Origin of the sequence: Nonomuraea sp. NPDC049750, assembly GCF_040659625.1 — a bacterium.
Classification (GTDB): domain Bacteria; phylum Actinomycetota; class Actinomycetes; order Streptosporangiales; family Streptosporangiaceae; genus Nonomuraea.
In genome coordinates, this window is record NZ_JBFANB010000005.1 from 96,426 (window position 1) to 118,273 (window position 21,848).

General features: G+C 65.9%; 22 protein-coding genes. 13 read left to right on the forward strand and 9 right to left on the reverse strand.

Annotated elements, in window-relative coordinates; all coding sequences use genetic code 11:
* Positions 1-75: 75 nt before the first annotated feature.
* The 4 genes from AB0J16_RS15425 to AB0J16_RS15440 all read left to right on the forward strand — a co-directional run bounded on the left by AB0J16_RS15425 (position 76) and on the right by AB0J16_RS15440 (position 4,000).
* Complete coding sequence (locus AB0J16_RS15425) at positions 76-462, forward strand: helix-turn-helix domain-containing protein (protein ID WP_357949875.1); 387 nt, start codon at positions 76-78, stop codon at positions 460-462.
* A gap of 526 nt (positions 463-988) precedes the next feature.
* Positions 989-2,377 carry an alpha/beta fold hydrolase gene (locus AB0J16_RS15430; RefSeq protein WP_358539089.1) on the forward strand — a complete coding sequence of 463 codons (1,389 nt, stop codon included), beginning with the start codon at positions 989-991 and terminating at the stop codon, positions 2,375-2,377.
* Positions 2,378-2,544: 167 nt separating this feature from the next.
* Positions 2,545-3,360, forward strand: coding sequence for a class I SAM-dependent methyltransferase (locus AB0J16_RS15435; protein WP_358539091.1), 816 nt, complete (start codon positions 2,545-2,547; stop codon positions 3,358-3,360).
* Positions 3,361-3,496: 136 nt separating this feature from the next.
* Positions 3,497-4,000: a GNAT family N-acetyltransferase gene (locus AB0J16_RS15440; RefSeq protein ID WP_358539093.1), complete on the forward strand. Its 504-nt coding sequence runs from the start codon at positions 3,497-3,499 to the stop codon at positions 3,998-4,000.
* 105 nt (positions 4,001-4,105) lie between these two features.
* On the opposite strand, the gene AB0J16_RS15445 is transcribed toward AB0J16_RS15440, so the two are convergent.
* Together AB0J16_RS15445 and AB0J16_RS15450 are read right to left on the reverse strand one after the other, a co-directional pair.
* The gene (locus AB0J16_RS15445) at positions 4,106-4,324 is read right to left on the reverse strand and encodes a DUF397 domain-containing protein (protein ID WP_358539095.1); all 219 of its coding nucleotides are present in this window, start codon (positions 4,322-4,324) and stop codon (positions 4,106-4,108) included.
* Between the two features lie 14 nt (positions 4,325-4,338).
* Positions 4,339-5,136, reverse strand: coding sequence for a helix-turn-helix transcriptional regulator (locus AB0J16_RS15450; RefSeq protein WP_358539097.1), 798 nt, complete (start codon positions 5,134-5,136; stop codon positions 4,339-4,341).
* 476 nt (positions 5,137-5,612) lie between these two features.
* On the opposite strand from AB0J16_RS15450, the gene AB0J16_RS15455 reads away from it, so the two are divergent.
* Positions 5,613-6,080 (forward strand): ATP-binding protein, encoded by a 468-nt coding sequence (locus tag AB0J16_RS15455; RefSeq protein WP_358539099.1) that lies wholly within the window; start codon positions 5,613-5,615, stop codon positions 6,078-6,080.
* 271 nt (positions 6,081-6,351) lie between these two features.
* Here AB0J16_RS15455 and AB0J16_RS15460 read toward each other — a convergent pair whose 3' ends face one another.
* Together AB0J16_RS15460 and AB0J16_RS15465 are read right to left on the reverse strand one after the other, a co-directional pair.
* Positions 6,352-7,539: a cytochrome P450 gene (locus tag AB0J16_RS15460; RefSeq protein ID WP_358539101.1), complete on the reverse strand. Its 1,188-nt coding sequence runs from the start codon at positions 7,537-7,539 to the stop codon at positions 6,352-6,354.
* 361 nt (positions 7,540-7,900) lie between these two features.
* Positions 7,901-8,425 (reverse strand): hypothetical protein, encoded by a 525-nt coding sequence (locus AB0J16_RS15465; protein ID WP_358539103.1) that lies wholly within the window; start codon positions 8,423-8,425, stop codon positions 7,901-7,903.
* 978 nt (positions 8,426-9,403) lie between these two features.
* Between AB0J16_RS15465 and AB0J16_RS15470 the strand changes: the two genes are divergently transcribed.
* The 8 genes from AB0J16_RS15470 (at position 9,404) to AB0J16_RS15505 (ending at position 17,114) form a co-directional block, all read left to right on the forward strand.
* On the forward strand, positions 9,404-10,249 hold the full coding sequence (locus tag AB0J16_RS15470) for a fumarylacetoacetate hydrolase family protein (RefSeq protein ID WP_358539105.1): 846 nt from the start codon (positions 9,404-9,406) through the stop codon (positions 10,247-10,249).
* The gene (locus AB0J16_RS15475; protein ID WP_358539107.1) at positions 10,246-11,556 is read left to right on the forward strand and encodes an L-fuconate dehydratase; all 1,311 of its coding nucleotides are present in this window, start codon (positions 10,246-10,248) and stop codon (positions 11,554-11,556) included. Before AB0J16_RS15470 ends, AB0J16_RS15475 begins: the two co-directional genes overlap by 4 nt.
* Positions 11,553-12,287, forward strand: a complete 735-nt coding sequence (locus tag AB0J16_RS15480; RefSeq protein ID WP_357949902.1) for an SDR family oxidoreductase — start codon at positions 11,553-11,555, stop codon at positions 12,285-12,287. The genes AB0J16_RS15475 and AB0J16_RS15480 overlap by 4 nt, the downstream gene beginning before the upstream one ends.
* A 73-nt stretch (positions 12,288-12,360) precedes the next feature.
* The gene (locus tag AB0J16_RS15485) at positions 12,361-13,386 is read left to right on the forward strand and encodes a sugar ABC transporter substrate-binding protein (protein ID WP_358539109.1); all 1,026 of its coding nucleotides are present in this window, start codon (positions 12,361-12,363) and stop codon (positions 13,384-13,386) included.
* Positions 13,387-13,415: 29 nt separating this feature from the next.
* Positions 13,416-14,867, forward strand: a complete 1,452-nt coding sequence (locus AB0J16_RS15490; protein WP_358539111.1) for a sugar ABC transporter ATP-binding protein — start codon at positions 13,416-13,418, stop codon at positions 14,865-14,867.
* A complete protein-coding gene (locus AB0J16_RS15495) occupies positions 14,864-15,856 on the forward strand; it encodes an ABC transporter permease (protein WP_358539114.1) in 993 nt (330 codons plus the stop codon). The genes AB0J16_RS15490 and AB0J16_RS15495 overlap by 4 nt, the downstream gene beginning before the upstream one ends.
* The gene (locus AB0J16_RS15500; protein ID WP_358539116.1) at positions 15,856-16,161 is read left to right on the forward strand and encodes an L-rhamnose mutarotase; all 306 of its coding nucleotides are present in this window, start codon (positions 15,856-15,858) and stop codon (positions 16,159-16,161) included. The genes AB0J16_RS15495 and AB0J16_RS15500 overlap by 1 nt, the downstream gene beginning before the upstream one ends.
* Positions 16,158-17,114, forward strand: coding sequence for an aldo/keto reductase (locus AB0J16_RS15505; RefSeq protein ID WP_358539119.1), 957 nt, complete (start codon positions 16,158-16,160; stop codon positions 17,112-17,114). The genes AB0J16_RS15500 and AB0J16_RS15505 overlap by 4 nt, the downstream gene beginning before the upstream one ends.
* A 161-nt stretch (positions 17,115-17,275) precedes the next feature.
* Here AB0J16_RS15505 and AB0J16_RS15510 read toward each other — a convergent pair whose 3' ends face one another.
* The 5 genes from AB0J16_RS15510 to AB0J16_RS15530 all read right to left on the reverse strand — a co-directional run bounded on the left by AB0J16_RS15510 (position 17,276) and on the right by AB0J16_RS15530 (position 21,560).
* Positions 17,276-17,695 (reverse strand): GNAT family N-acetyltransferase, encoded by a 420-nt coding sequence (locus AB0J16_RS15510; RefSeq protein WP_358539122.1) that lies wholly within the window; start codon positions 17,693-17,695, stop codon positions 17,276-17,278.
* 50 nt (positions 17,696-17,745) lie between these two features.
* Complete coding sequence (locus AB0J16_RS15515; protein WP_358539125.1) at positions 17,746-19,002, reverse strand: ATP-binding protein; 1,257 nt, start codon at positions 19,000-19,002, stop codon at positions 17,746-17,748.
* A 391-nt stretch (positions 19,003-19,393) separates the two neighbouring features.
* Positions 19,394-19,984 carry a hypothetical protein gene (locus AB0J16_RS15520; RefSeq protein ID WP_358539128.1) on the reverse strand — a complete coding sequence of 197 codons (591 nt, stop codon included), beginning with the start codon at positions 19,982-19,984 and terminating at the stop codon, positions 19,394-19,396.
* 213 nt (positions 19,985-20,197) lie between these two features.
* Complete coding sequence (locus AB0J16_RS15525; protein WP_358539131.1) at positions 20,198-20,944, reverse strand: hypothetical protein; 747 nt, start codon at positions 20,942-20,944, stop codon at positions 20,198-20,200.
* A gap of 10 nt (positions 20,945-20,954) precedes the next feature.
* On the reverse strand, positions 20,955-21,560 hold the full coding sequence (locus AB0J16_RS15530; RefSeq protein ID WP_358539134.1) for a hypothetical protein: 606 nt from the start codon (positions 21,558-21,560) through the stop codon (positions 20,955-20,957).
* Positions 21,561-21,848: the final 288 nt, after the last annotated feature.

The following is a 21,848-nucleotide window of genomic DNA, read 5'->3' on the forward strand; positions in this document are numbered from 1 at the left end:
GCAGCTTCCCGCGAAGACAGTAGGCGTGCCGATAGGCACCTCCAGGTGTCCAACGGATGCGGGAGACTGGCCAATGTGGACCACCACGATGACGCTCCGTTCGAGCCCTACGGCGACTTCGTCGCCGACTGCCCGGCCCGTCTGGCCGTGGACCTGTTCGCCCATGCCTGGCTGCCGGTGGTGGTGTTCGCCCTCAAGGAGGGGCCCATGCGCCCCGGCCGACTCCGCCGGGAGATCGGCGGCATCAGTCAGAAAGTGCTCACTCAGACCCTGCGTCGCATGGAACGCTGTGGCCTGGTCGAACGCCGACGCTATGCCGAAGCCCCGCCGCGGGTGGAGTACGAGCTGACCCAAGCGGGCAAGGACCTGCTGGTGCCGATCCGTGCTCTAGGCGACTGGGCCTTCCGCCACGCCGACACGGTCCTGACCGCCTACGACGACTCCGCCCGCACGGCCGGCTGACCCGCACGGCCAGGCGCCCGCACGGCCGGATCAGCCGACGGGGAGGGTGCTCCATGGAGGCTGGGTCGCGCCGCCGGGTCTGGCTCGTGCCCCTTCACAACGGTCAGCCTGCCTAGCGGCCTACTCAGCGTCCAGACCACACCCGGCCCTAGCTGGGGCAACGTCGCACAATGCCGGATTTCCCCGCCGACGGCATCACGGAGCGCAAGGGCGTCCGCCCACGTCCGGGAAGAAGAGTCCTCTCGGGGCGGTGTCGAAGAGCCTGCGGCCCGGCGGCCATTTTCCTAGAAACAGGAAGGAAACAACCGCTGCGTTACAACTGGTCCGCATGACGTACCGAAGATCACTGACGGCAATGGCACTGGCGCTGGCGGGGCTGGCGGCGCATCCTGCCGCGGCAGGCGCTGCCACTGAGGCCGGCCCGAGCGCGAGCGTCACCGCGAATCCCAGCCCGAGCTCCGGCGTATCGTCCGTTCAATGGAAATCCTGCCCGGACTACTCCGATGAGGTGATCCGGAGCCTGCGCGTGACGCAGGAGCAGCTTCCGGCCTTCCGGACGCTGATGAAGCGCCTGGAGTGCGGGACGGTCAGTGTCCCGCTGAACCACCGCGAGCCCGGCGGGCGGAAGATCGACATCGCGGTGACCCGGCTGGCCGCCACCGACAAGGCACACCGGCTCGGCGCGACCGCCGTCCTGCCAGGAGGGCCGGGCAACAGCGGATACCTGGACCCGATCCTGCGGGCCGCGCTCAGGAACGAGGAGATGGCCAAGCTCAACGAGCGATACGACATCATCGGCTTCGATCCGCGCGGGGTCGGGTACAGCACCAAGGTCGCCTGCCCCACCTTGCCAGGAGGCCCGCAGGAGCCGGGCGCGCTGACCAAGGAGGCCGCCAGGAAGATCTACGACGGCCAGGTGGCCGCCAACCAGAAGTGCGGACGCTCCGACCCAGCCTTCCTCGGACAGCTCACCACCGGCAACGTGGCCAAGGACCTGGACCTGGTGCGGACCGCACTGGGTGAGCGCAAGCTCAACCTGCTCGGCTTCTCCTGGGGCACCTATCTGGGCATGGTGTACCGCAGCCTGTTCCCCGAGCACACTGCACGGGCCTTCCTGGACAGCGTGGCGCCACCGTGGACCCGTTTCGACGAGCACGTCAAGGACAGCGCGGAGGCGGCTGAGCGTGACTTCGGGCGCATGGCCGCCTGGCTGAGCCGCCGCGATGAGACTTATGGTCTCGGTGCTACCGCCCGGCAGGTGCGCGAGCAGGTGGCCCAGCTGGTGCGCGACTACGACAAGAACCCCAAGACGTACACCGACCTGCCGCGGCCCATCGACGGTTCGGCCGTCGCCGACCTGGCCAAGCGCAACTCGACCGAGTGGGCACGCGCGGGCAAGGCACTGGCCGAACTTCGGACGGCGACGGGCACCACCGCCCCGCCCACCGTCAAGGAGATGCTCAGCGGCGGTCAGATGATGGGGACGCCCGTGCCCGGCGCACCCGAAATGCTGAACATGACCATGAACTGGGCGGTCGCCTGCAACGAGGACAGCAGCCGGGCCGGTTTCGACACCGCCTGGCGTGCCTACCAGGAGCTCGTGAAGCGTCATCCGGCCACCGGCCGGTCCTGGGGACTGGGTGTCATGTGTGCCGGCTGGCCGCTGCCGGTGCAGGAGGCCACGTTGAAGCGGAGCAGCGGGTCGCTGGTACTGGCGGGGCACCTGTATGAGTTCATGTCCGTCTATGACTGGACACTGCAGACGCGGCGCGCCATCGGCGGCACCGTCTACACGGTCGCCGACGACGTGCACGTCTCGACCACCCGGGTACCCGAGTGCGCCGCCGAGGTGGTGCGGTACTTCGAGACGGGCCGGATCGACAGAGGCTGTGAGGGGAGCGCAAATCCGAGCTGATCACCGGTTCTCGGGCGCGGTATTCCCGCAATCAGGATCGTGTGACAGCGTGCCGCCCTGCCGGGCTTACGCCATGGGCGCGTTCGAGTTCCGCACCCCCGGCCAAGCCCGGTTGAAATCATTCACATACTTCACGAAATTCTTGAAATAAGTTTAGTGTAGTTGTCATGAAAGAACCCGAACTCGTCGGAGTGCAGAAGACCCTCAGTCCGGTCCTGAAGGCCAAAGCACTGGACAACCGACTGTCGGATCCGATTCTTGGCGACGAATGCGCCGAGCAGGCGATGCGCCGCCTCGACCCCGGCTACGACAGCCGCAGATTCGGCACCAGCCAGATGGGCCTTGCCGCCGTGGTGCGCGCCAAGGCCCACGACGACTGGGCTCGAAGCTTCCTCGCCGATCACCCCGACGCGGTGGTACTGCACCTGGGCTGCGGTCTCGATGCCCGGGTGTACCGGATCGACCCGCCCGCCACCGTCGACTGGTACGACCTGGACTACCCCTCCGTCATCGAACTGCGGCGACAATTCCTGCCACCGCGCGAGCACTACACCCTGATCGACTCCAGCGTCACCGACCTGACCTGGCTGGAACGCATTCCCCGGGGGCGGCCGGTGCTGATGATCGCCGAGGGACTGGTGCCCTACCTGACCGAGTCCGACGTCCGGCGGCTGCTGACCAGCGTCGTCGACGCCTTCCCTAGCGGCCAAATACAGTTCGACACGGTGCCGGTCTGGGCGTGGCGTACCTCGAAATGGGATCCCACGCTGCGCAAATACGGCGCCCAGTTCCACTGCGGCTTCAACGACCCGGCAGAGCCGGCCGATTGGCACCCACGACTCGAATACGTCGACGAGACGCCGATGTACGACGCGCCGGTGCTGATGGCCAAGGCACCCGCGGGCGTACGCCGCATGTACCGCCTCCTGAACCTGCTGCCGGGCCTGAAGCGGTCCACCCGCATCGTGCGGTTCCGCTTCTGACGCGGCCGATGGTTGGTGCTGCGGTCGTCTTTCGCCGCGTTCCATCTGTTCTTGATCGATGGGCTTAGCAGTGCCGTGGTCTCGAGGCTGTCTGCCGCTGGAAGAAACGCAGGCGCCCTCTGGCTAGAGTTGGGCAGTGCCCGAGCTGAAGCAACTGCATGCTCGTCATGCCCCGGCGGTCCTGGCCTTCGAACTGGCGAACCGCGCCTACTTCGCCGCCTCGATCTCTGACCGCGGCGACGACTTCTTCGACCAGTTCACCGACCGGTACAACGCCTTGCTGGCTGAGCAGGAGGCCGGCATCTGTGCTTTCTACGTACTCATCGCCGAGGACGGCTCGGTGCTCGGCAGGTTCAACCTGATCGACATCGAGGATCGCATGGCGAACCTTGGCTACCGGGTGGCGCAGCACGTCGCCGGCCGCGGCGTGGCGACCGCGACCGTTCGGGAGCTGTGCCGGCTGGCGGCGTCGCGGCACGGGCTGCGCACACTACGGGCGGCCACCGCCCACAAGAATGCCGCGTCCCAGAAGGTGCTGACCAAAGCCGGGTTCGTCCTGGTCGGCCCAGCTGACCCGGCCGACCTTGGCGGCAAGCCGGGCAGTTGGTATCAGCGCGACTTGGTGGCACCCCAGTCGTAGACCGTGATCTTGCTGGTGGACCGGCTGTGGGGGAGTTGCGGCCAACCGCTGATCATCGGTGTGAAGACCTGCGAGTGGTGAGGCCTCTTGGGTATGTCCGGCTGCTCAGTCTGAGGGGAGCTCGAACTCCTGCAGGTGGACGCCGCCGGTGAAGGCTCGCCACTCGTCACGTGTGAAGAGCAACGTCGCTCCGTCGGGGTTCTTGCTGTCCCGCACGGCTACGCGCTGGCCGATGAAGGCGACCTCTACACACTGGCCGTTGGGGGCGCTGAGGCTGCTCTTGCGCCATTCAGCATCAGGCAGACCAAGCTCTTCACCAGTCATCTCAGTACCTGCTTTCACTTTATGTCGGCAAGCATGTGGGCCATGGTGTCCCGCGTCTCTGCAGGGCTGGCGGCGATCTCGCGGAGTCGCTCGAATACCACGTTATACTCCTGCAAGCTATTTTCGCCATCCAAAAACAAGTCCGCCGTCCTGGTCTCGATGTAGACAACGTCACGAACGTCTTGCGGAAACTGGAGGATGACGAACGAGCCATACATCCCTGGATGGATGCCCGCCGTGAAGGGGATCACTTGCAAGGTGACATGCGGTTGCTTGCTCTCGTCGATGAGACGTTGTAGCTGCTCACGCATCACCGCAGGTCCGCCAATGGAACGACGCAACACGGCCTCATCAATGATCGCGTAGATGGGGAGCGCGGGAACGCGGGCTTGGCGAGCCAAACGTGCTTTGACGCGTTTCTCTACCTCTTCGGGGTGGAGGTCGGTTAGTCCACCTGGGATTGCTGTACGTGCGTACGCTTCCGTCTGAAGCAATCCAGGTACGAACAGGGTCTCGTAGTTGAGGATTGCCTTGGCTCCGTGCTCAAGTCCGATGTAGGTGGCGTACTGAGGCGGCAAGTCTGAAGCAACCTCAAGCCATGTCTCTTCTTTGGCGAGTCTGAGCATTGTAATCAGCTCGTGCTGACGACTTTCCGGTACTGAATAGATGTCGAGCAGTACTCGCAAAGTTCTCAGCTGCGGTTTGGCTTGTGCCATTTCGATGCGATAGAGGGTCGTTCGGTTGACTCCAGTAGCTTCGGAGATCTCCTCCCGCGATAGGCCGGAACGCTCCCTGAGCTGCCGCAACTCCATGGCGAGCCGCCTCTGGCGCGTAGTCGGGGCCCGTCTCTTTTGAGCCATGCGGGCAAGAGTAGCGGAACCCCTAAGGCTGATGCTCTCGGAATCTGTTGCGTTCTTAACGCCAACTCTGCATCATGTTGCACATGAGCGGTCGTAGCTAATTGCGACTAAACGGACATGATTGGGTGATAGCGAAAATACCCCACCAATTGGAGGGAGTAAATGTTGAGCGCGCGCAAAATGGAACGTTCCATGCATTTGGTGAGATTGTCGGCTCCCGAACGAAGCCCGGGAGCCGACGCAATGAGTGCGTCAAGATCTCCCGAGGTGTCTGCGCCGACTTCTGCTGCTGCGACTGCTGCGGAGCCGAGGCGCTTTCTGGAAGACGTCTACGCGATCAAGGCCTACAGGCTCGACCGCTATGGCATGGCTGTGGCATCGGTCGGATGCAGATGAGTCGTGGCCGTGCAGAGATGGGAGGTGGCGCGGTGAACGAGCGATTTCTGGGTGAAGTCGTGTTGCCGGGGGTGGCGCATTCGGTGGCGGTGGCTCGTCACTGCGTTGGGGAGATGCTTGCGTCGGCAGGGCGCCGGGACGTGGAGACTGCGCGATTGATCGTCAGCGAGTTGGTTACCAATGCGCTAATCCATACCGCTTCTGGGCTGTATGGCGGGGTGATCACGGTGGAGGTCATCGCCGTTGATGCCGAGATTGTTCGCGTTGAGGTGACCGATGATGGGGCGGACACGGTTCCTCGATCGCGCGAGTCCGGCGATGACGACTGTCACGGGCGGGGTCTGTGGCTGGTCGAGCAGGTGTCGCTCAAGTGGGGCGTGCGCTTGCTGGGTGCTCGGTCGCAGGCGGTTTCCCCCTCATTGCTCGGCGCCGCACGTGTCAGCCGTGCAGTCGCACTGCGACCAACTGACATGGCGCCCTCCGCGACGGCGCGAATTTAGCGGCCGGGTTATGCGGTGGACCTGCGACTGTAATGAGGTCGTTTATGAACTGATCGCGCTCGGTGGGTTGCGGTTCATTCGCCGGACAGCTCTCCAGAACGGGCAGACTGTCATTCATGAGAGTGATCGCTGGTCGCTCCACGTGGCAAATGACATGTGGATCGCCTTGCTTTTCGGTTATGCCAGATGAAGGATGAGCCAGCTCCCTACGAGTCGGCTGGCTCGCGATCATCCATGGCGGCCAGCCGGTCGAAGGGCGGCTGGCCGGCGATCAGTCCATGACGACCGGCAGTTCCTTGATGCCGTTGATGAAGTTCGACCGCAGGCGCCGTGCCTCTCCCGTTTGCCGCAGTCGGGGATACCGCCGGGCCAGTTGCTCGAACAGCACCCGCAACTCCAGCTTCGCCAGGTGGTTGCCCAGGCAGAAGTGTGCCCCACCGCCACCGAAACCGATGTGCGGGTTCGGGTTGCGGCCGATGTCGAATATCTCGGCATCCGGGAAAATGGAGGTGTCCCGATTCGCTGACGAATAGAAGACCACGACCTTGTCGCCCTCGGCGATCTGCTGGCCGCCCAGCACCGTGTCCGCCGTGGCCGTGCGCCGGAACAGGTTCACCGGTGACACCCACCGGACGATCTCGTCGGACGCCGTGCCCGCCAGCGTGGGGTCCGCGACCAGGCGTTGCCACTGTTCGGGGTGCTCGAAGAGGGCGAGCATTCCGCCGGAGGCCGCGTTGCGGGTGGTCTCGTTGCCGGCGACCACTAGCAAGAGGACGAAGAGGTCGAATTCATCCTCTCCGAGCGTCTCGCCGCTCTTCTCGTCGGGCTGGATGAGCTTGGTGACGATGTCGTCGCGCGGGTTCGCCTTGCGCTGGGCGGCCAGTTGGTTGGCGTACGCGTACACCTCCATGGCCGCCGCGCCGCCCTGGTCCTCCGAGGTGGCGTAGTCGGGGTCCTGCGCGCCGATCATGCGGTTCGACCAGTTGAAGATCTTGTCCCGGTCCTCGACCGGGGCGCCGAGCAGTTCGCAGATCACGTAGAGCGGCAGCGGAGCCGCCACCTCGGTGACGAAGTCCGCCTCCCCTGAGCACTTGTCGAGAAGGTCGTCGCAGATATCCCGGATGTGCTGTTCGAGCGCTCCAATCGTGCGCGGCGTGAACCCCCGGTTGACCAGCGACCGCCGCCGCGTGTGCTCTGGCGGGTCCTGGTTGAGCATCATCAGCCGCTGCAGCGCCCGCTGCTCCTCGGTGACTTCGTCGAACAGCGCCAGTTTCCTGGACGAGGAGAACAAGTCCGAGCGCCGAGACACCTGTACGACATCGTCATATCGGGTGACGGCCCAGAAGTCGGGCTCGCCCTCGTGCCGGTGTACGGGATCGTGGTCGCGCAGCCAGCGCAACTGCTCGTGTGGCGGGCCGGAGGTCGCGTAACGGTCCTGGTCGACGAGGTTAATATGCATTCGAGCTCACCTCGGGCCTGTGGAGTGATCAAGCGCTTGGTTAAGCGCCTTATTGAAACGTGTTCTATTACGCGCTGGTGCCTCAGTCAACCGCCCGCCCCGCCATCATCCCGATCCCCGCCATCTCGGCCCACCGACCATCCCGGTCCACCGACGCCCGCAAGCTGGCTCTGCCATGCCTGAGGCGGACTCATCTTGTCTGCTCGTCCATGATCATGCCAACCGGTCCGCCCATCCGTCCAGCGGCCCAGCCTCTGCCCTCTCAGCTCTCTCTCAGCTCCTTCGGTGCTCTCCCGGGTGCTCTCCCCACGGCTCTGTCCGGGATGCTGATCGTTTCAAGCGGCCGGGTCGGCCGACCGCGTCAGCGGCCGGACCCCACACGGCTCACTGCGGCACGGGCACGGTACGACCAGGCAGCGAGAACCAGGCCGATGCCCCAGACCAAGAACTGTGGAATCCCGTAGACGACGATCCACGGACTGAAAATGCCGTCGTCGCTGAAGTCGGTAGCCAACCGCCATGCGGCCCATGCCGTGTATCCGAGCAAGAAGGCCGACACCGCGAACGCCGTGGTGGCAAGCGTCCGGCGCGGCACCCTCCGCCTGGAGAGCAGCGGCACCCAGCGCGGGAAGACCAGGCCCCATGGTCGCACAAAGCTCAGCGCCAGGGTTCCGGCCAGTATCGCCATGGCGCAGAGGATGAGGAGATAGGGGCTGCCGCCTTGCGCGTACCAGTCCCGGAACTTGCCCTCGTCGGCCCAGAGAGGAATTCCCAGAGCCCAGACCGCGTGCAGCGGTATGAACCCGATCGTCGCCGAAAGCGCGGACGCGTAGGCCGCCCGCTTGGCCCAACGCGGGACGGGTACTTCACTTCGCTCACTCACCATGTCCCTAGCGTCTGCGAGCCACCTCGGCCGGGGGTCCCTCGCACGGGTGAACCCCTTCCCTCTCGCGGGTGATCAACGGGACGTTCGCTTATCAGTGTCGTCGCCCGTTGACGGAAGCTTTCTGTCAGAACCTCTAAGGCGATGTCCCCAACGGTTTCCGGATGGTTCGTCACGCGACCGTCTCGGCCCCTGCGACGGTCCGTGGTGGTCGGGGGCCTTGGGAGAGATCCCCCTCTGGGAGGTGGGAGAAGACCGGAGGGATGTCCTCTCCGGGGAGGGGAAGTAGGCGGTTCGTCGTGGTCGGGGTCTGCACGGAGACGTGCTGCCGCCGGGGGAGCGGAGGACCGGAAGTCCGGCGAACGTTCGTGGGCACCGCATTAAGGTCTCGGGCGACCACATCGCCCATTCGCCCTCGCCGCCTACGGCCTACAACCTGAGCTGACATTCCAACCGCTTGCCGGACAGTCCTCCTGTTGGGGTTGGTGTGGTTGGTGGCGTCGTTGGGTTGGACCGACCTCCGTCGAAGTGGCTGAGGTCGGTTGTGAGGGGTGGCCATGAGGGGGCGGGGCCATCCCGTACGTGCAAGGTTGAGTAGATTCATCGGGTGTTTGGTGCCATCTGGCGGAGGTTTACCCGTTAAGTGGGGCTTGTGGTGGGGGCGGATGGGGAAGGCTGCGGGGTGGGTGAGCCGGGTTCTGCCCAGGGATTTATGCTAGACCTCCGAGGATCCACCCGTTACGCAGGTGAAAGGAGTCCGCCATGTGGAAAGGGTGCCATCCGATGTATGTGACCGCTGCATAGCGAACCTTCGCCAGAAGGATGGGCCTTACTGGTCACTGCAACCGTTTGTAATGCGACTTCAGCGGCCACTCTCGGCCTCTATGGATCCGATGTATCGCGCGTGAAGGCTTGACAGGCCCTACCGAGGCCGACCAGCATCGTGCTAGATACATCCGATGTATAACTTAAGGATGCGGTGTGAAGCTGCTGCGAGTAGGACCTGTCGGCCAGGAGCGCCCGGTGGTGATGGATGGCGCCGGTAACCTGCGCGACATCGGAGAGCCCGAGATCGATGGGGCTTTCCTCGCTTCCGGGGGAGTGGCGCGCGTCCGCGACGCGCTCGAGCGCGATGCGCTGCCTGTGATCGCGGCCGAGGGGCTGCGAATCGGAGCTCCGGTCGCGCGACCAGGCAAGATCGTCTGTATCGGGCTGAACTACAGCGACCACGCGGCCGAGTCCGGCGCGGAGGTTCCGGCGGAGCCGGTCGTGTTCATGAAGGCCGCCAACACCATGGTGGGCCCGTACGACGAGGTGCTCGTACCGCGCAACAGTCTGAAGACCGACTGGGAGGTGGAGCTGGCCGTCATCATCGGTAAGCGGGCCCGCTACCTGGGCAGTCGGGAGGAGGCGCTCGACGTCATCGCGGGGTACGCGGTGGCCAACGATGTCTCTGAGCGGGAGTTCCAGCTGGAGCGGGGTGGCCAGTGGGACAAGGGCAAGTCGTGCGAGACGTTCAATCCGCTCGGGCCTTGGCTGGTGACCGCCGATGAGGTGGCCGACCCGCAGAACCTGACGATGCGGCTGTCGGTGAACGGCGAGGTGCGCCAGGACGGCGTCACCAAGAACATGATCTTCGACGTGGCGGAGATCGTCCGGTACCTGAGCCAGTTCATGGTGCTGGATCCGGGTGATGTGATCAACACCGGTACTCCCGCCGGGGTCGCCATGGGGATGCCCGGCCAGCCGTACTTGCGTGCGGGTGACGTGATGGAGCTGGAGATCGAGGGACTCGGCCGCCAGCGCCAGACGGTGGGCCAGGCATGACGACTCCCGACGGACAGACGAGCAGCTACCGGATCGTGGAGTTGGAGACGCACGACATCCGTTTCCCCACCTCCCGGGAGCTGGACGGCTCCGACGCCATGAACCCCGACCCCGACTACTCGGCCGCCTACGTGGTTCTCAAAACCGATGACGGCTACGCCGGGCACGGGTTCGCGTTCACCATCGGGCGCGGTAACGACGTACAGACCGCGGCGATCAGCGCCCTCGAGTCGTACGTGATCGGCAGGGACGTCGAGGACCTGGGCGCTCTCTACAAGGAGATGGTCTACGACTCGCAGCTGCGCTGGCTGGGCCCCGAGAAGGGCGTCATGCACATGGCGATCTCCGCCGTGGTCAACGCGCTGTGGGATCTGAAGGCGAAGCGGGCGGGCAAGCCGCTCTGGTTGCTGCTGTCCGAGATGACTCCCGAGGAGATCGTCGATCTCATCGACTTCCGGTACCTGAGCGATGCCCTGACGCCCGAACAGGCCCTAGAAATCCTGAAAAAGGCGGAAAAGGGGAAGGCGCAGCGGGTCGAGGACATCAAGCGCGAGGGGTATCCCGCCTACACCACCTCTCCGGGCTGGCTCGGCTACGACGACGACAAGCTGCGCCGGCTGTGCAAGGAGGCCCTCGACGCCGGCTTCCGCCAGATCAAGCTCAAGGTGGGCGCCGACCTCGACGACGACATCCGACGTTTCCGGGTGGCCCGCGAGGTGTGCGGGGCCGACTTCCCCATCGCGATCGACGCCAACCAGCGCTGGGACGTGGGCGCGGCCATCGACTGGGTGAACGCTCTGCAGCAGTTCAACCCGCACTGGGTGGAGGAGCCGACCAGCCCCGACGACGTGCTCGGCCACGCCGCCATCGCCGCGGGCATCAAGCCCATCCCGGTGGCCACCGGCGAGCATGTGCAGAACCGGATCGTGTTCAAGCAGCTCCTGCAAGCGGGCGCGATCTCGTACCTGCAACTGGACTCTGCTCGGGTCGGCGGTGTTAACGAGAACATCGCGATCCTGCTGCTCGCGGCCAAGTTCGGCATCCCCGTCTGCCCGCACGCCGGCGGCGTGGGGCTGTGCGAGTTGGTACAGCACCTGTCGATGTTCGACTACGTGGCCGTGACCGGCACGATGGAAAACCGGGTGATCGAGTACGTCGACCACCTGCACGAGCATTTCGTCGACCCCGTGGTCATCGAAGGCGGCCGTTACGCCGCCCCCAGCGCGCCGGGCTTCAGCGCGGCGATGCACCCCGAATCGATCGCCGCCCACACTTTCCCCGGCGGCGAGGTCTGGAGGGACGCATGAGTCTCAAAGCGATTGTCACGGGCGGCGGAGCCGGTATCGGCCTGGCCACGGCCACGTTGCTCGCCGAGCGCGGCATGAAGGTCGCCTGTTTCGACATCAACCCGCCCGGTGATCCGTTCATCGGGATCAAGGTGGACGTCACGGACGACGCCGGCGTACGCGCTGCCGTGGCCGAAGCGGCTGAGCGGCTCGGCGGCATCGACATCGTGGTCAACAACGCGGGCATCGGGGCGCAGGGTACGGTCGCCGACAATCCCGACAGCGAGTGGCAGAAGGCGTTCGACGTCAACGTGTTCGGCATGGTCAGGGTGACCCGGGCGGCGTTGCCGTACCTCAGGCAGTCGGAGCACGCGGCGGTGGTCAACACGTGCTCGATCGCGGCCACCGCGGGCCTGCCGAACCGGGCGCTGTACAGCGCGACCAAGGGCGCGGTCCTGTCGCTCACGCTGGCGATGGCGGCGGATCATGTACGGGAGGGCATCAGGGTCAACTGCGTCAACCCCGGCACAGCGGACACTCCGTGGGTGGGAAGGCTGCTCGACGCGGCCGACGACCCGGTGGCGGAGAGGCAGGCGCTGAACGCCAGGCAGCCGATGGGTCGCCTGGTCAGCGCGCAGGAGGTGGCCGCGGCGATCGCCTACCTGGCCGGGCCCGAGGCCGGCGCGACGACCGGCACCTCGCTCGCGGTCGACGGCGGCATGCAGGGGCTGCGGCTCCGGCCGGTCAACTAAACGAATCGACGGACAGCTAAGCCCAGTCGAGGGCCGATCAAGCAGAGGCATTCGAGGAAGGTAACCCCCCACCATGAAGTTCGGTCCTTTAGCCGCAGGCGCGGTCCTCTTGGCGGTCATCACCGCCTGCGGTTCCGGAGGTCAGACAGCAGCCGGAGGAGGCGGCGGCGGGAAGGTCGGCATCGACCACCCGCGCGCCGACTCCGACTTCTGGAACTCCTACATCAAGTACGTCCCGCAGATGGCCGGCGAGCTCAAAGTCGACCTGATGCCCGCGACGAACTCGCAGAACGACGTGACCAAGCTGGTCAACAACGTTCAGGCGCTGACTGGCCAAGGGGCCAAGGCGATCGTGATGGCGCCCCAGGACACCGGCGCGATCGCCACGACCCTCCAGACGCTGGCGAACAAGAAGATCCCCGTCGTGACCGTCGACACCAGGCCGGACAAGGGTCAGGTCTACATGGTCGTACGCGCGGACAACCGGGCGTACGGGACGAAAGCCTGCGAGTTCTTGGGCGAGAAGCTGGGCGGCAAGGGCAAGGTCGTCCAGCTGATGGGCTCCCTGAGCTCGATCAACGGGCGCGACCGGGCCGAGGCGTTCCGGGAGTGCATGAAGGCGAAGTTCCCCGGGATCACGGTCTTCGAAGAGCCGACCGAGTGGGAGGGCAGCAAGGCCGCGTCCATGCTGCAGACCAGGCTGGAGCAGAACCCGGACATCAAGGGGATCTATATGCATGCCGGTGGTGTGCACCTGGCCCCGACGCTGCAGGTGCTGAAGCAGAAGGGCCTGCTCGTCCCCCCGACCGATCCCAAGCACGTGTTCGTGGTGTCGAACGACGGCATCCCGCAGGAGTTCGAGGCGATCCGCAAGGGTGACATCGATGCCACGGTGTCGCAGCCCGCTGACCTGTACGCGAAGTACGCCCTCTTCTACGCCAAGGCGGCGATCGACGGCAAGACCTTCAAGCCGGGGCCGACCGACCACGACAGCACGATCATCCAGCTGCCGAACGGCCTGGAGGACCAGCTTCCCGCCCCGCTCGTCACCAAGGACAATGTGGACGACAAGAGCCTCTGGGGCAACCAGGTCAAGTAATGAAAAATCATGTTGAAGCCCGAAATGTCGTGAAGCGCTTTGGCCCCACCACGGCGCTCAACGGCGCGGGCATCGCGATCGCCGAGGGGGAGACCCACGCGCTCGTCGGCAGGAACGGCGCCGGAAAGTCCACCCTGGTGTCGATTCTCACCGGGCTTCAGCGGCCGGACGAGGGCGAGGTGCGGTTCTCGGGAGAGACGGCGCCCGCCCTCGCGGACCGTGACGCCTGGCGGCAGCGGGTCGCCTGCGTGTACCAGAAGTCGACGATCATCCCGGCGCTGACCGTCGCCGAGAACCTGTTCCTCAACCGCCAGACCACCGGCGGCATGATCAGCTGGCGGACCCTCCGGGCGAAGGCCCGCGAACTGCTGGCCACGTACGAGGTGGAGGTGGACGCGGAGGTACTCGCCGGCGACCTGAACGTCGAACAGCGGCAACTCGTGGAGATCGCCCGCGCGCTGTCGTTCGGCGCGCGGTTCATCATCCTCGACGAGCCGACCGCCCGGCTGGACGGCCCGGCCATCGAGCGGCTGTTCGCCCGCATGCGGGCGCTGCGCGAGCAGGGCGTGACGATGATGTACATCTCCCACCATCTCGATGAGGTGTACGAGATCTGCCAGAGCGTCACCGTCTTCCGCGACGCCCGGCATGTCATGACCAGACCGGTCGCCGAGCTGCCGCACGACGAGCTGGTGGCGGCGATGACGGGCGAGGCCACGGCGGCGTACGAGGCCAGGACCCGCGGCGCCGCGAACGGCGACGTGGTCCTGTCGGCCGAGAGGCTGTCGCTGGCCGGCCGATTCCAGGCCGTCGACCTGGCGGTCAGGAGCGGCGAGGTGGTCGGCCTGGCCGGATCCGGCAGCAGCGGCAAGGTCGGCCTGGCCGAGACCCTGGTCGGCCTGCGCAAACCCGACTCGGGCACGGTCACGGTCAACGGCACCCAGGTCAGGCCGGGCGACGTACCGGCCGCGCTGGGGGCGGGTCTCGGCTTCGTGCCGGAGGACCGCAACCGCGAGGGCTTCGTCCCGCTGCTGTCGGTGGGGGAGAACGGCACGCTCCCGATCGCCCGCAAGCTCGGCAGGTACGGCCTCATCTCACCGACGAGACGCCGGAACAAGGCCTTGCGACTGATCGAGGATCTGGACATCAAGACCGAAGGGCCCGATCAGCCCGTCGGTGATCTGTCTGGAGGAAACGCGCAGAAGGTGGTGTTCGCGCGGGCGCTGGTCGACGACCCGTCCGCGTTGGTGGTGATCAACCCAACCGCGGGCGTCGACGTCAAGGCCAAACAGGCCCTGCTCGGCGCCGTCGAGGACGCGGTCGAGCGGGGAGCGGGGGCCGTACTGGTCTCCGACGAGCTCGACGACCTGCGCATCTGCGACCGGGTGCTGGTGATGTTCCACGGCAGGGTCGTGAAGGACGTGCCGCGTGGGTGGACCGACCATGAGCTCGTAGCCGTGATGGAAGGCATTGAAGAGTGACAACCACACTGTCCGCGCCGGCCCCCCGGGTGCGGCTCGCCAGGTTCCGGGACCTCACGCTGGTGCCGGTGATCCTGATCCTGCTCATCGTGGGCGCGTTCCTGGACCCGATCTTCTTATCGGTCGGCAACCTGACCAACGTACTCCAGCAGCAGGCGTCGATCTCGCTGCTGGTGCTGGCCGAGGCGCTGATCCTGATCGCCGGCAAGTTCGACCTGTCGCTGGAGTCGACGGTCGGCATGGCCCCGGCGATCGCGGTGATGCTGGTGATCCCGGCGTCGGCCGGCGGGTTCGGGCTCGGCCTGCCCGGGCCGTTGGTGATCCCGCTCTGCCTGCTGATCGGGGCGGCGATCGGGGTGTTCAACGGGTTTTTGATCATCAAGTTTCAGCTGTCGGCGTTCATCGTCACGCTGGCCATGCTGATCATCGTGCACGGCCTGCAGCTGGGCCCGACCGAGGGCAAGACGCTGTTCGAGCTGCCCGACTCCATCCTCTACCTGGGCAGCGCCACCTGGCTCGGCCTGCCGGCGGCGATCTGGATCGCGGCCGTGCTGTTCGCGGCGGGCATCGTCGGACTCGGCTACTTCCGGCTCGGGCGCTCGCTCTACGCGATCGGCGGCAACGCCGACGCGGCGCGGGCGGCGGGCATCCGGGTGGACCGGGTGCTGTGGGGCGTGTTCATCCTCGGAGGTACGTTGGCGGCACTCGCCGGTGTCCTGGAGACCGGGCGGCTCGGCGCCATCGGCTCCAACCAGGGCGTGGGCTGGATCTTCATGGTGTTCGCCGCCGCCGTCATCGGTGGCGTCAGCATGGACGGCGGCAAGGGCACGATCCTCGGCGCGCTCACCGGCGTGCTGGTGATCGGCCTGGTCCAGAACATCCTCACTCTCAAGGGCGTCTCCGGTTTCTGGCAGCCGGTCGTCTATGGGTGCATCATCCTGATCGCACTCATCATCAGCCGGATCGCCGGCGGAAAGGCCCAGGACTGATGGAACGCATCGCACTGCGTACCAGGCTCAAACCCGGACTCGAGGAGACCTACGACCGGGAGCACGCGAGCATCCCCGCCGAACTGGAGGCGGTCATGCGGGCCAACGGCGTGCACTCCTGGCGCATCTTCCGCGACGGACTCGACCTGTTCCACTTCGTCGAGGTCGACGACTACGCCGCGCTGCAGGCGGCGCTCAAGGACGATCCCGCCGACCAGGCGTGGCAGGTCCAGATGAACCGGCTGCTCGACGGCGACTTCGACAAGGGCGCCGGCGGGCTCGCGCTGGTCTGGGAAATGACGTGACGAATGCTGACCTGGAGAACGACATGATCGAACTGCCCCGCCACGGCTTCGGAGCGGCGCCGATCGCCGGCCTCTACGAGGCGGTCAGCGACGAGCAGGCACGCGCGACCGTGGACGCCGCCTGGTCTCATGGCGTCCGGCTGTTCGACACGGCCCCGCACTACGGCGTCGGCCTGTCCGAACGCCGCCTCGGCGCCGCGCTCGCCGGCCGCGAGGGCTACGTGCTCTCGACCAAGGTCGGCCGCCTGCTGGTCCCCTCCACCGTGGACGGTCGCGACGAGCAGGGCTTCGACGTACCGGCCGCCTTCGAGCGCGTCTGGGACTTCTCGGGCGACGGCGTACGGAGATCTCTGGAGGAGTCCCTGGCCCGGCTCGGCCTGGACCGCGTCGACATCGCCCTGATCCACGACCCGGACGCCCACGCCGACCAGGCCATCAGTGAGGCGTACCCGGCGCTGGCCGAGCTCCGCTCGCAGGGCGTGATCGGCGCGATCGGCGTCGGCATGAACCAGTGGCAGGTGCCGCTGCGCTTCGTCCAGGAGACCGACATCGACGTGGTCATGCTGGCCGGCCGCTACACGCTGATCGACCAGTCGGGGCTCCCACTGCTCGACGCCTGCGCCGAGCGGGGCGTACGCGTGCTCGCGGCGGGCGTCTTCAACAGCGGCCTGCTGGCCACCTCCACCCCTGGAGGCACCTACAACTACGAGCCCGCCCCCGCCGAGGTGCTCGACCGCGCCAGACGGATCGCCAAGGTCTGCGAGAGGTACGACGTGCCGCTCCCGCAGGCGGCCATGGCCTTTCCGTTCCGGCACCCGGCGGTGGCCTCCATCGTCATCGGGGCCCGGTCACCGGAGGAGGTGGCGACCAACGCGGCGCTCTGGGAGCGTCCGGTGCCCGACAACCTGTGGTCGGAACTGGAGGCCGAGGGCCTCCTGCCGCGACCGGCCTAGTTCTCCCGACCGGCCTAGCTCTCGAGACCGGCCTAGCTCTCGCGACCGGCCTGGCATGGATGGCTGAACGTCCCGGCCACGTAGCCCGCAACTGCGGCAGACGTGGCCGGTTCAGCCGTCTGGGACGTAGCTGGCCTAGCGGCCCGTAGGCGGTAGTCGGTTCAGCCGCCGTAGGCGTAGTTGGCGATCCACAGCCCCGGGATCACTTCCACCTCGTCGAGCCGCTCGAACCCCAGCCGCTCGTACAGCTTCCTGGCCGGCGCGTTGGCCCGGCCGGTGGACACCACGATCCTGCGGCTCCCCGCCCGGCTCATGACCTCCTCGACCAGCGTCCGCCCCACCCCTCGCCGATGCGCCGCGGGATCGACCACCAGCCGGTTGATGTCCACCTCATCCACCGTCTCCTCCCACGCGACGGCCCCCACCAGTAGCTCGTCCTCGTCGAACGCCCCCACCCACCGCAGTGGCTGCGCCCGCAGCTCATCGAGCGTCTCACTCAACGGGGGAATCCGGTCATCCTCGATGATCTTCGCCTCGACCGCGTACGCGGCATGCTGAACCGCCAGCAACCGAGGCCCCACCGACTCACTATCAGGCGATATTTCGGAAATCTGCATTCCCCGAGTATCTCCTAGCCGATCTCCCACAACGCGCTCACCGGCATCGCCCGCATCCGGTCGCCGAACGAGTAGGTCTGGTCGCCGGTATAGAGCACGAGACCCGCGACGAAGTCGTCCCCGAGCCGGTCGGCCAGATGCCTCAGCCCCTTGAAATCCTCGCTCCGTACGGTGGACGCGGCCTTCACCTCGATCCCGACCACCCGGCCCTGCCGGTTCTCGAGCACCGCGTCGACCTCGATCTTGTCCTTGGTCCTGTAGTGGAACAGCTCCACTCGCTCCTCCGCCCACGTCAACTGGCGAGCGAGCTCCATCAGGACGAACGCCTCCAACAAGGGGCCGAACAGGCTCCCCGGTCGGACCAGGCTGCGCGCGTCGGCACCGACCAGGTTCGCGGCTATGCCGGAGTCGACGCAGCCGACTTTGGGCGTTCCGACGGCCCGGTTGCTGATGTTCCTCGACCAGGCGGGGATGCGTTTGATCAGGAACACCTCTTCCAACAGGGCCAGGTGGCGGCGGACCGTATTGGCCGAGATGCCGAGCTCATTGCTCAGATCGGTGCCGACGAGGAGTTGCCCGGAACGGGCCGCGACCAGGCGAATCAGGGCCCGCATTTCGTCAGTACGCTCGATCTCGGCCAGTTGGCTCACGTCGCGGGCGATCAGGTCGCCCACGTATGAGTCGAAGAAGTGTTGTCTACGCTTGGCGGTCGGCCGAGCGACAGCCTCCGGGAAACCGCCCCTGACGAGTCGTTCGGCGTAGTCGCCTCGCGAGACCTTCGATGTGTGATGCAGCCCTGCGCCCTCGGCGAAAATGGCGTCCACGAAACCGTCCGGCGTGCCGTCGATCTCTCCCTGAGAGAAGGGCCAGAGCTCGATGGTCTCCATCCGTCCGGGAAGCGTGTCAGGCAGTCCTCGGAGACCGAGCACACGGGACGAGCCGGTCAAGAGATAGCGGCCCGGCCGCGGATCCCGGTCGACTTGGGACTTGATGGCGAGCAGCAGATCGGGGACTCGCTGGATCTCGTCGATGACCATCAGGTCCGGGAATGCCACGAATCCCTCGGGGTCGGTGGTGGCCGCCTGCCGGTTGATCACGGTGTCGAGGTCGCGCCATTCGGCGGTTCTGTCTTTGGCGACCACGCGCACCAACGTGCTCTTGCCAGACTGACGAGCTCCGTTGAGGAGGACGACGCGAGTGTCCGCCAGAGCCTCGGTCACAGCACGTTCGGCATGACGTGGAACGACCCGGTTCAATGCGTTGCTGACCACGGCTTAAGCATCTCACCTACAGCAGCCTATGGCGCTGTGGTCGCCAGGATCGTGGCGTTTTGGTCGCCGAGCCCATGGCGCTGTGGTCGCCATGATCGTGGCGTTCTGGCCGCCGAACTCATGGCGCTCTGGTCGTGACGATGGTGGTCTTGCCGCGGCGATGTACCGGGCGAGCACGTCATCGGGGATGACGGCACGCGAACGCGGCCTCTGTTCCTGATCGACTGGTGTGGACAACCGACGATCATCGGGGGCCGCGTTCGTCATTCGTACCCGGGGGTGCCTCTCAACCGCCCAGTCGCGTCATGCGTCCACCGGCCGAGAAAGTTCGGCACTGGCGGCGAGCTCGATACCGGTTGCGATATACGTAAGACGCGTCAACGGGGCCCTCCTAATAAGTGGCATTGATGTTCTCCCGGTTATTGGAGCCAAGATCGTTGCTCCTGACAGGAGTCGTCAGACAGCCGAGGCGGGAATCGGTCTTGCTGAGCATGGGTGTGGCGTAGTCGCCGTGCTGCAGGCCGACAGCGTGTCCGGTTTCATGGCAGACCAGCCCGTAGGTGTAATATCCGTTGCCTCGGATGCGAATGTACTGCTGGTCGCAGTTGTACCGCTCGCCGCCGCGCGCATTGCACCACGTCCTACCATCCGCACTGTCCGGGAGGCCGGTCGAGACCTCCTGGTAGATGATGTCGGTCTCCCCGCTCCCCTCGAACACCGGCGACGAGTCGTAGTGGAAGGCCAAATCCGTGGGGCGGTATTCTCCGTCAATGGCGGCGTTGACCCTCGACCGGTCCTCCGACTCCAGCTTGTATTCACCGCTGCTGTCCATGTAGAAATAGACTTCGCGATTGTCGGTCTGGCAGGGCGAATTTCCCATACCGGTCAGGCAGCTACTGCCGGTGCTTTCGGTCGGGAACATGTTGTCGGTGACGGCGGCCCAGGCCACCCCGACCGCCACCATCAACGGCACGAGAGCCATCGCGACCACACCGGTAACCCGTCGTCGAACGGGCCCGCGACTGAATACTGACACTCTTCTCCTTCGGAAGCCATGAAACACGTACGGCGCCGCACAATGGGCGGCACCGTACGACTCTGGGTCAGCCTTTATCGGCCTCGCCGGTAGCCTGTTCCAACTGGTTTTGGGGGAGGCCTCTTTCCAGAAGCCCGCGAGCAGAGGGCAACCCGATGCTCAGCCGCAGGTGGCCGTCGGCGGCGGTTCGAACTGCTGTCTTTCCCCAGGCTGGGTCGCCTTCAGCTTGGCGGCGAGGGCGTCCGCGCTGTTGCCTGCCATTTCCTCTTCCAGGCCGGCGTTCGGACCGGCGTCGGCCGCCAGCGTGCGTGCCTCGGCGGCGCTCTGCGCGTGGCCCTCCTCCTCGCCCTGGCCGATGATGTCGCCGTCGAAGGGCAGCTCCGAACCTTCGCCGAGCCCCATCCACCTCGCGGGCTCCGGGGCGTCGCCCTCGGCGCAGTGCTGCCCCTCCCAGGTGATGGCCAGGATGTACTGGTGCCCGGGTTCGATGCGCGGCCGATCGTATATGGCCGTCGCGGTCGGACTGTTCAGGTTTCCCTCGGCGAAGGTCCAACCGGACGCGTTGTACTGCCACTCCTTCGGGGCCGGCTGGGTCGCGTCCTCCCGCGACCACAGCACCTTTTTGACCTCCAGATTCACCTTCCGCCCGATCAATCCTTCCCCTCGCTCGATCTCGATCTGGGCGGGCGGGATCGTCTCCTCGGAGGTGGCGCTGACGACGACCACATGGTCGGCGTACGTCACCCAGTCCGTGGCCGTGATGCTGGGCAGGCGGTCGTCTCCGTCGGCCATCACGATCCGGCGCGGTGCGGGCGCGCCGTCGGCGGCATTCACAGTGGCGACTCCCGCGACAGCGAGAGCGGCGGCGAGCCCGATACCGGTTGCGATATACGTGAGACGCTTCACCGGGGCCCTCCTAATAAGTGGCATTGATGTTCTCCCGGTTATTGGAGCCAAGATCGTTATGGCCGGTGGAAGGGGTCACCAGACAGCCGAGGCGGGAATCGGTCTTGCTGAGCATGGGTGTGGAGTAGTCGCCGTGTTGCAGGCCGACGGCGTGTCCGGTCTCATGGCAAACTCTCGCGTAGGTGTAACGCCCGTTGCCTCGGATGCGAATGTACTGCTGGTCGCATTTGTAATGCGTGCCACTGCCCCCATTGCACCACGTCCTACCGGCCGAACTGTCCGGTAGGCCGGTCGAGCCCTCCTGGTAGATGATGTCGGTCTCCGCGCTCCCCTCGAACACCGGCGACGAGTCGTAGTGGAAGGCCAAATCCGTGGGGCGGTACTCTCCGTCAATGGCGGCGTTTACCGTCGACCGGTCCTCCGACTCCAGCTTGTATTCGCCGCTGCTGTCCATGTAGAAATAGACTTCGCGATTGTCGGTCTGGCATGGTGGATGACTGCCGAAGCCGATCACGCAGCTACTACCGGTGCTTTCGGTCGGGAACATGTTGTCGGTGACGGCGGCCCAGGCCACCCCGACCGCCACCATCAACGGCACGAGGGCCATCGCGACCACACCGGTAACCCGTCGTCGAACGGGCCCGCGACTGAATCCTGACACTCTTCTCCTTCACGAAGTCATGGGCGCTTGATGTACCGCTTGATACATGTGCCACCTGGAACATCGGCATGAAACACGTACAGCGCCGCACTGATATCGTTCGCACACGCCGACGACCCGATGTCTCACATACTTCAAATCATTGCGCAGAAGAAATGGCTACAGCCGGACAGAAGGACGCTACGACGCCGTTCTTCCATTCCTCTTCCGTTTCTCTTCCGTTGTAACGGCACCGGCCACGGC

Coding starts and splice junctions, on each gene's coding strand:
- AB0J16_RS15435 (WP_358539091.1), top strand. CDS start 2,545: ATGAAAGAACCCGAACTCGTCGGAGTGCAGAAGACCCTCAGTCCGGTC.
- AB0J16_RS15520 (WP_358539128.1), bottom strand. CDS start 19,984: ATGGCTCTCGTGCCGTTGATGGTGGCGGTCGGGGTGGCCTGGGCCGCC.
- AB0J16_RS15485 (WP_358539109.1), top strand. CDS start 12,361: ATGAAGTTCGGTCCTTTAGCCGCAGGCGCGGTCCTCTTGGCGGTCATC.
- AB0J16_RS15445 (WP_358539095.1), bottom strand. CDS start 4,324: ATGACTGGTGAAGAGCTTGGTCTGCCTGATGCTGAATGGCGCAAGAGC.
- AB0J16_RS15475 (WP_358539107.1), top strand. CDS start 10,246: ATGACGACTCCCGACGGACAGACGAGCAGCTACCGGATCGTGGAGTTG.
- AB0J16_RS15460 (WP_358539101.1), bottom strand. CDS start 7,539: ATGCATATTAACCTCGTCGACCAGGACCGTTACGCGACCTCCGGCCCG.
- AB0J16_RS15465 (WP_358539103.1), bottom strand. CDS start 8,425: ATGGTGAGTGAGCGAAGTGAAGTACCCGTCCCGCGTTGGGCCAAGCGG.
- AB0J16_RS15500 (WP_358539116.1), top strand. CDS start 15,856: ATGGAACGCATCGCACTGCGTACCAGGCTCAAACCCGGACTCGAGGAG.
- AB0J16_RS15450 (WP_358539097.1), bottom strand. CDS start 5,136: ATGGAGTTGCGGCAGCTCAGGGAGCGTTCCGGCCTATCGCGGGAGGAG.
- AB0J16_RS15480 (WP_357949902.1), top strand. CDS start 11,553: ATGAGTCTCAAAGCGATTGTCACGGGCGGCGGAGCCGGTATCGGCCTG.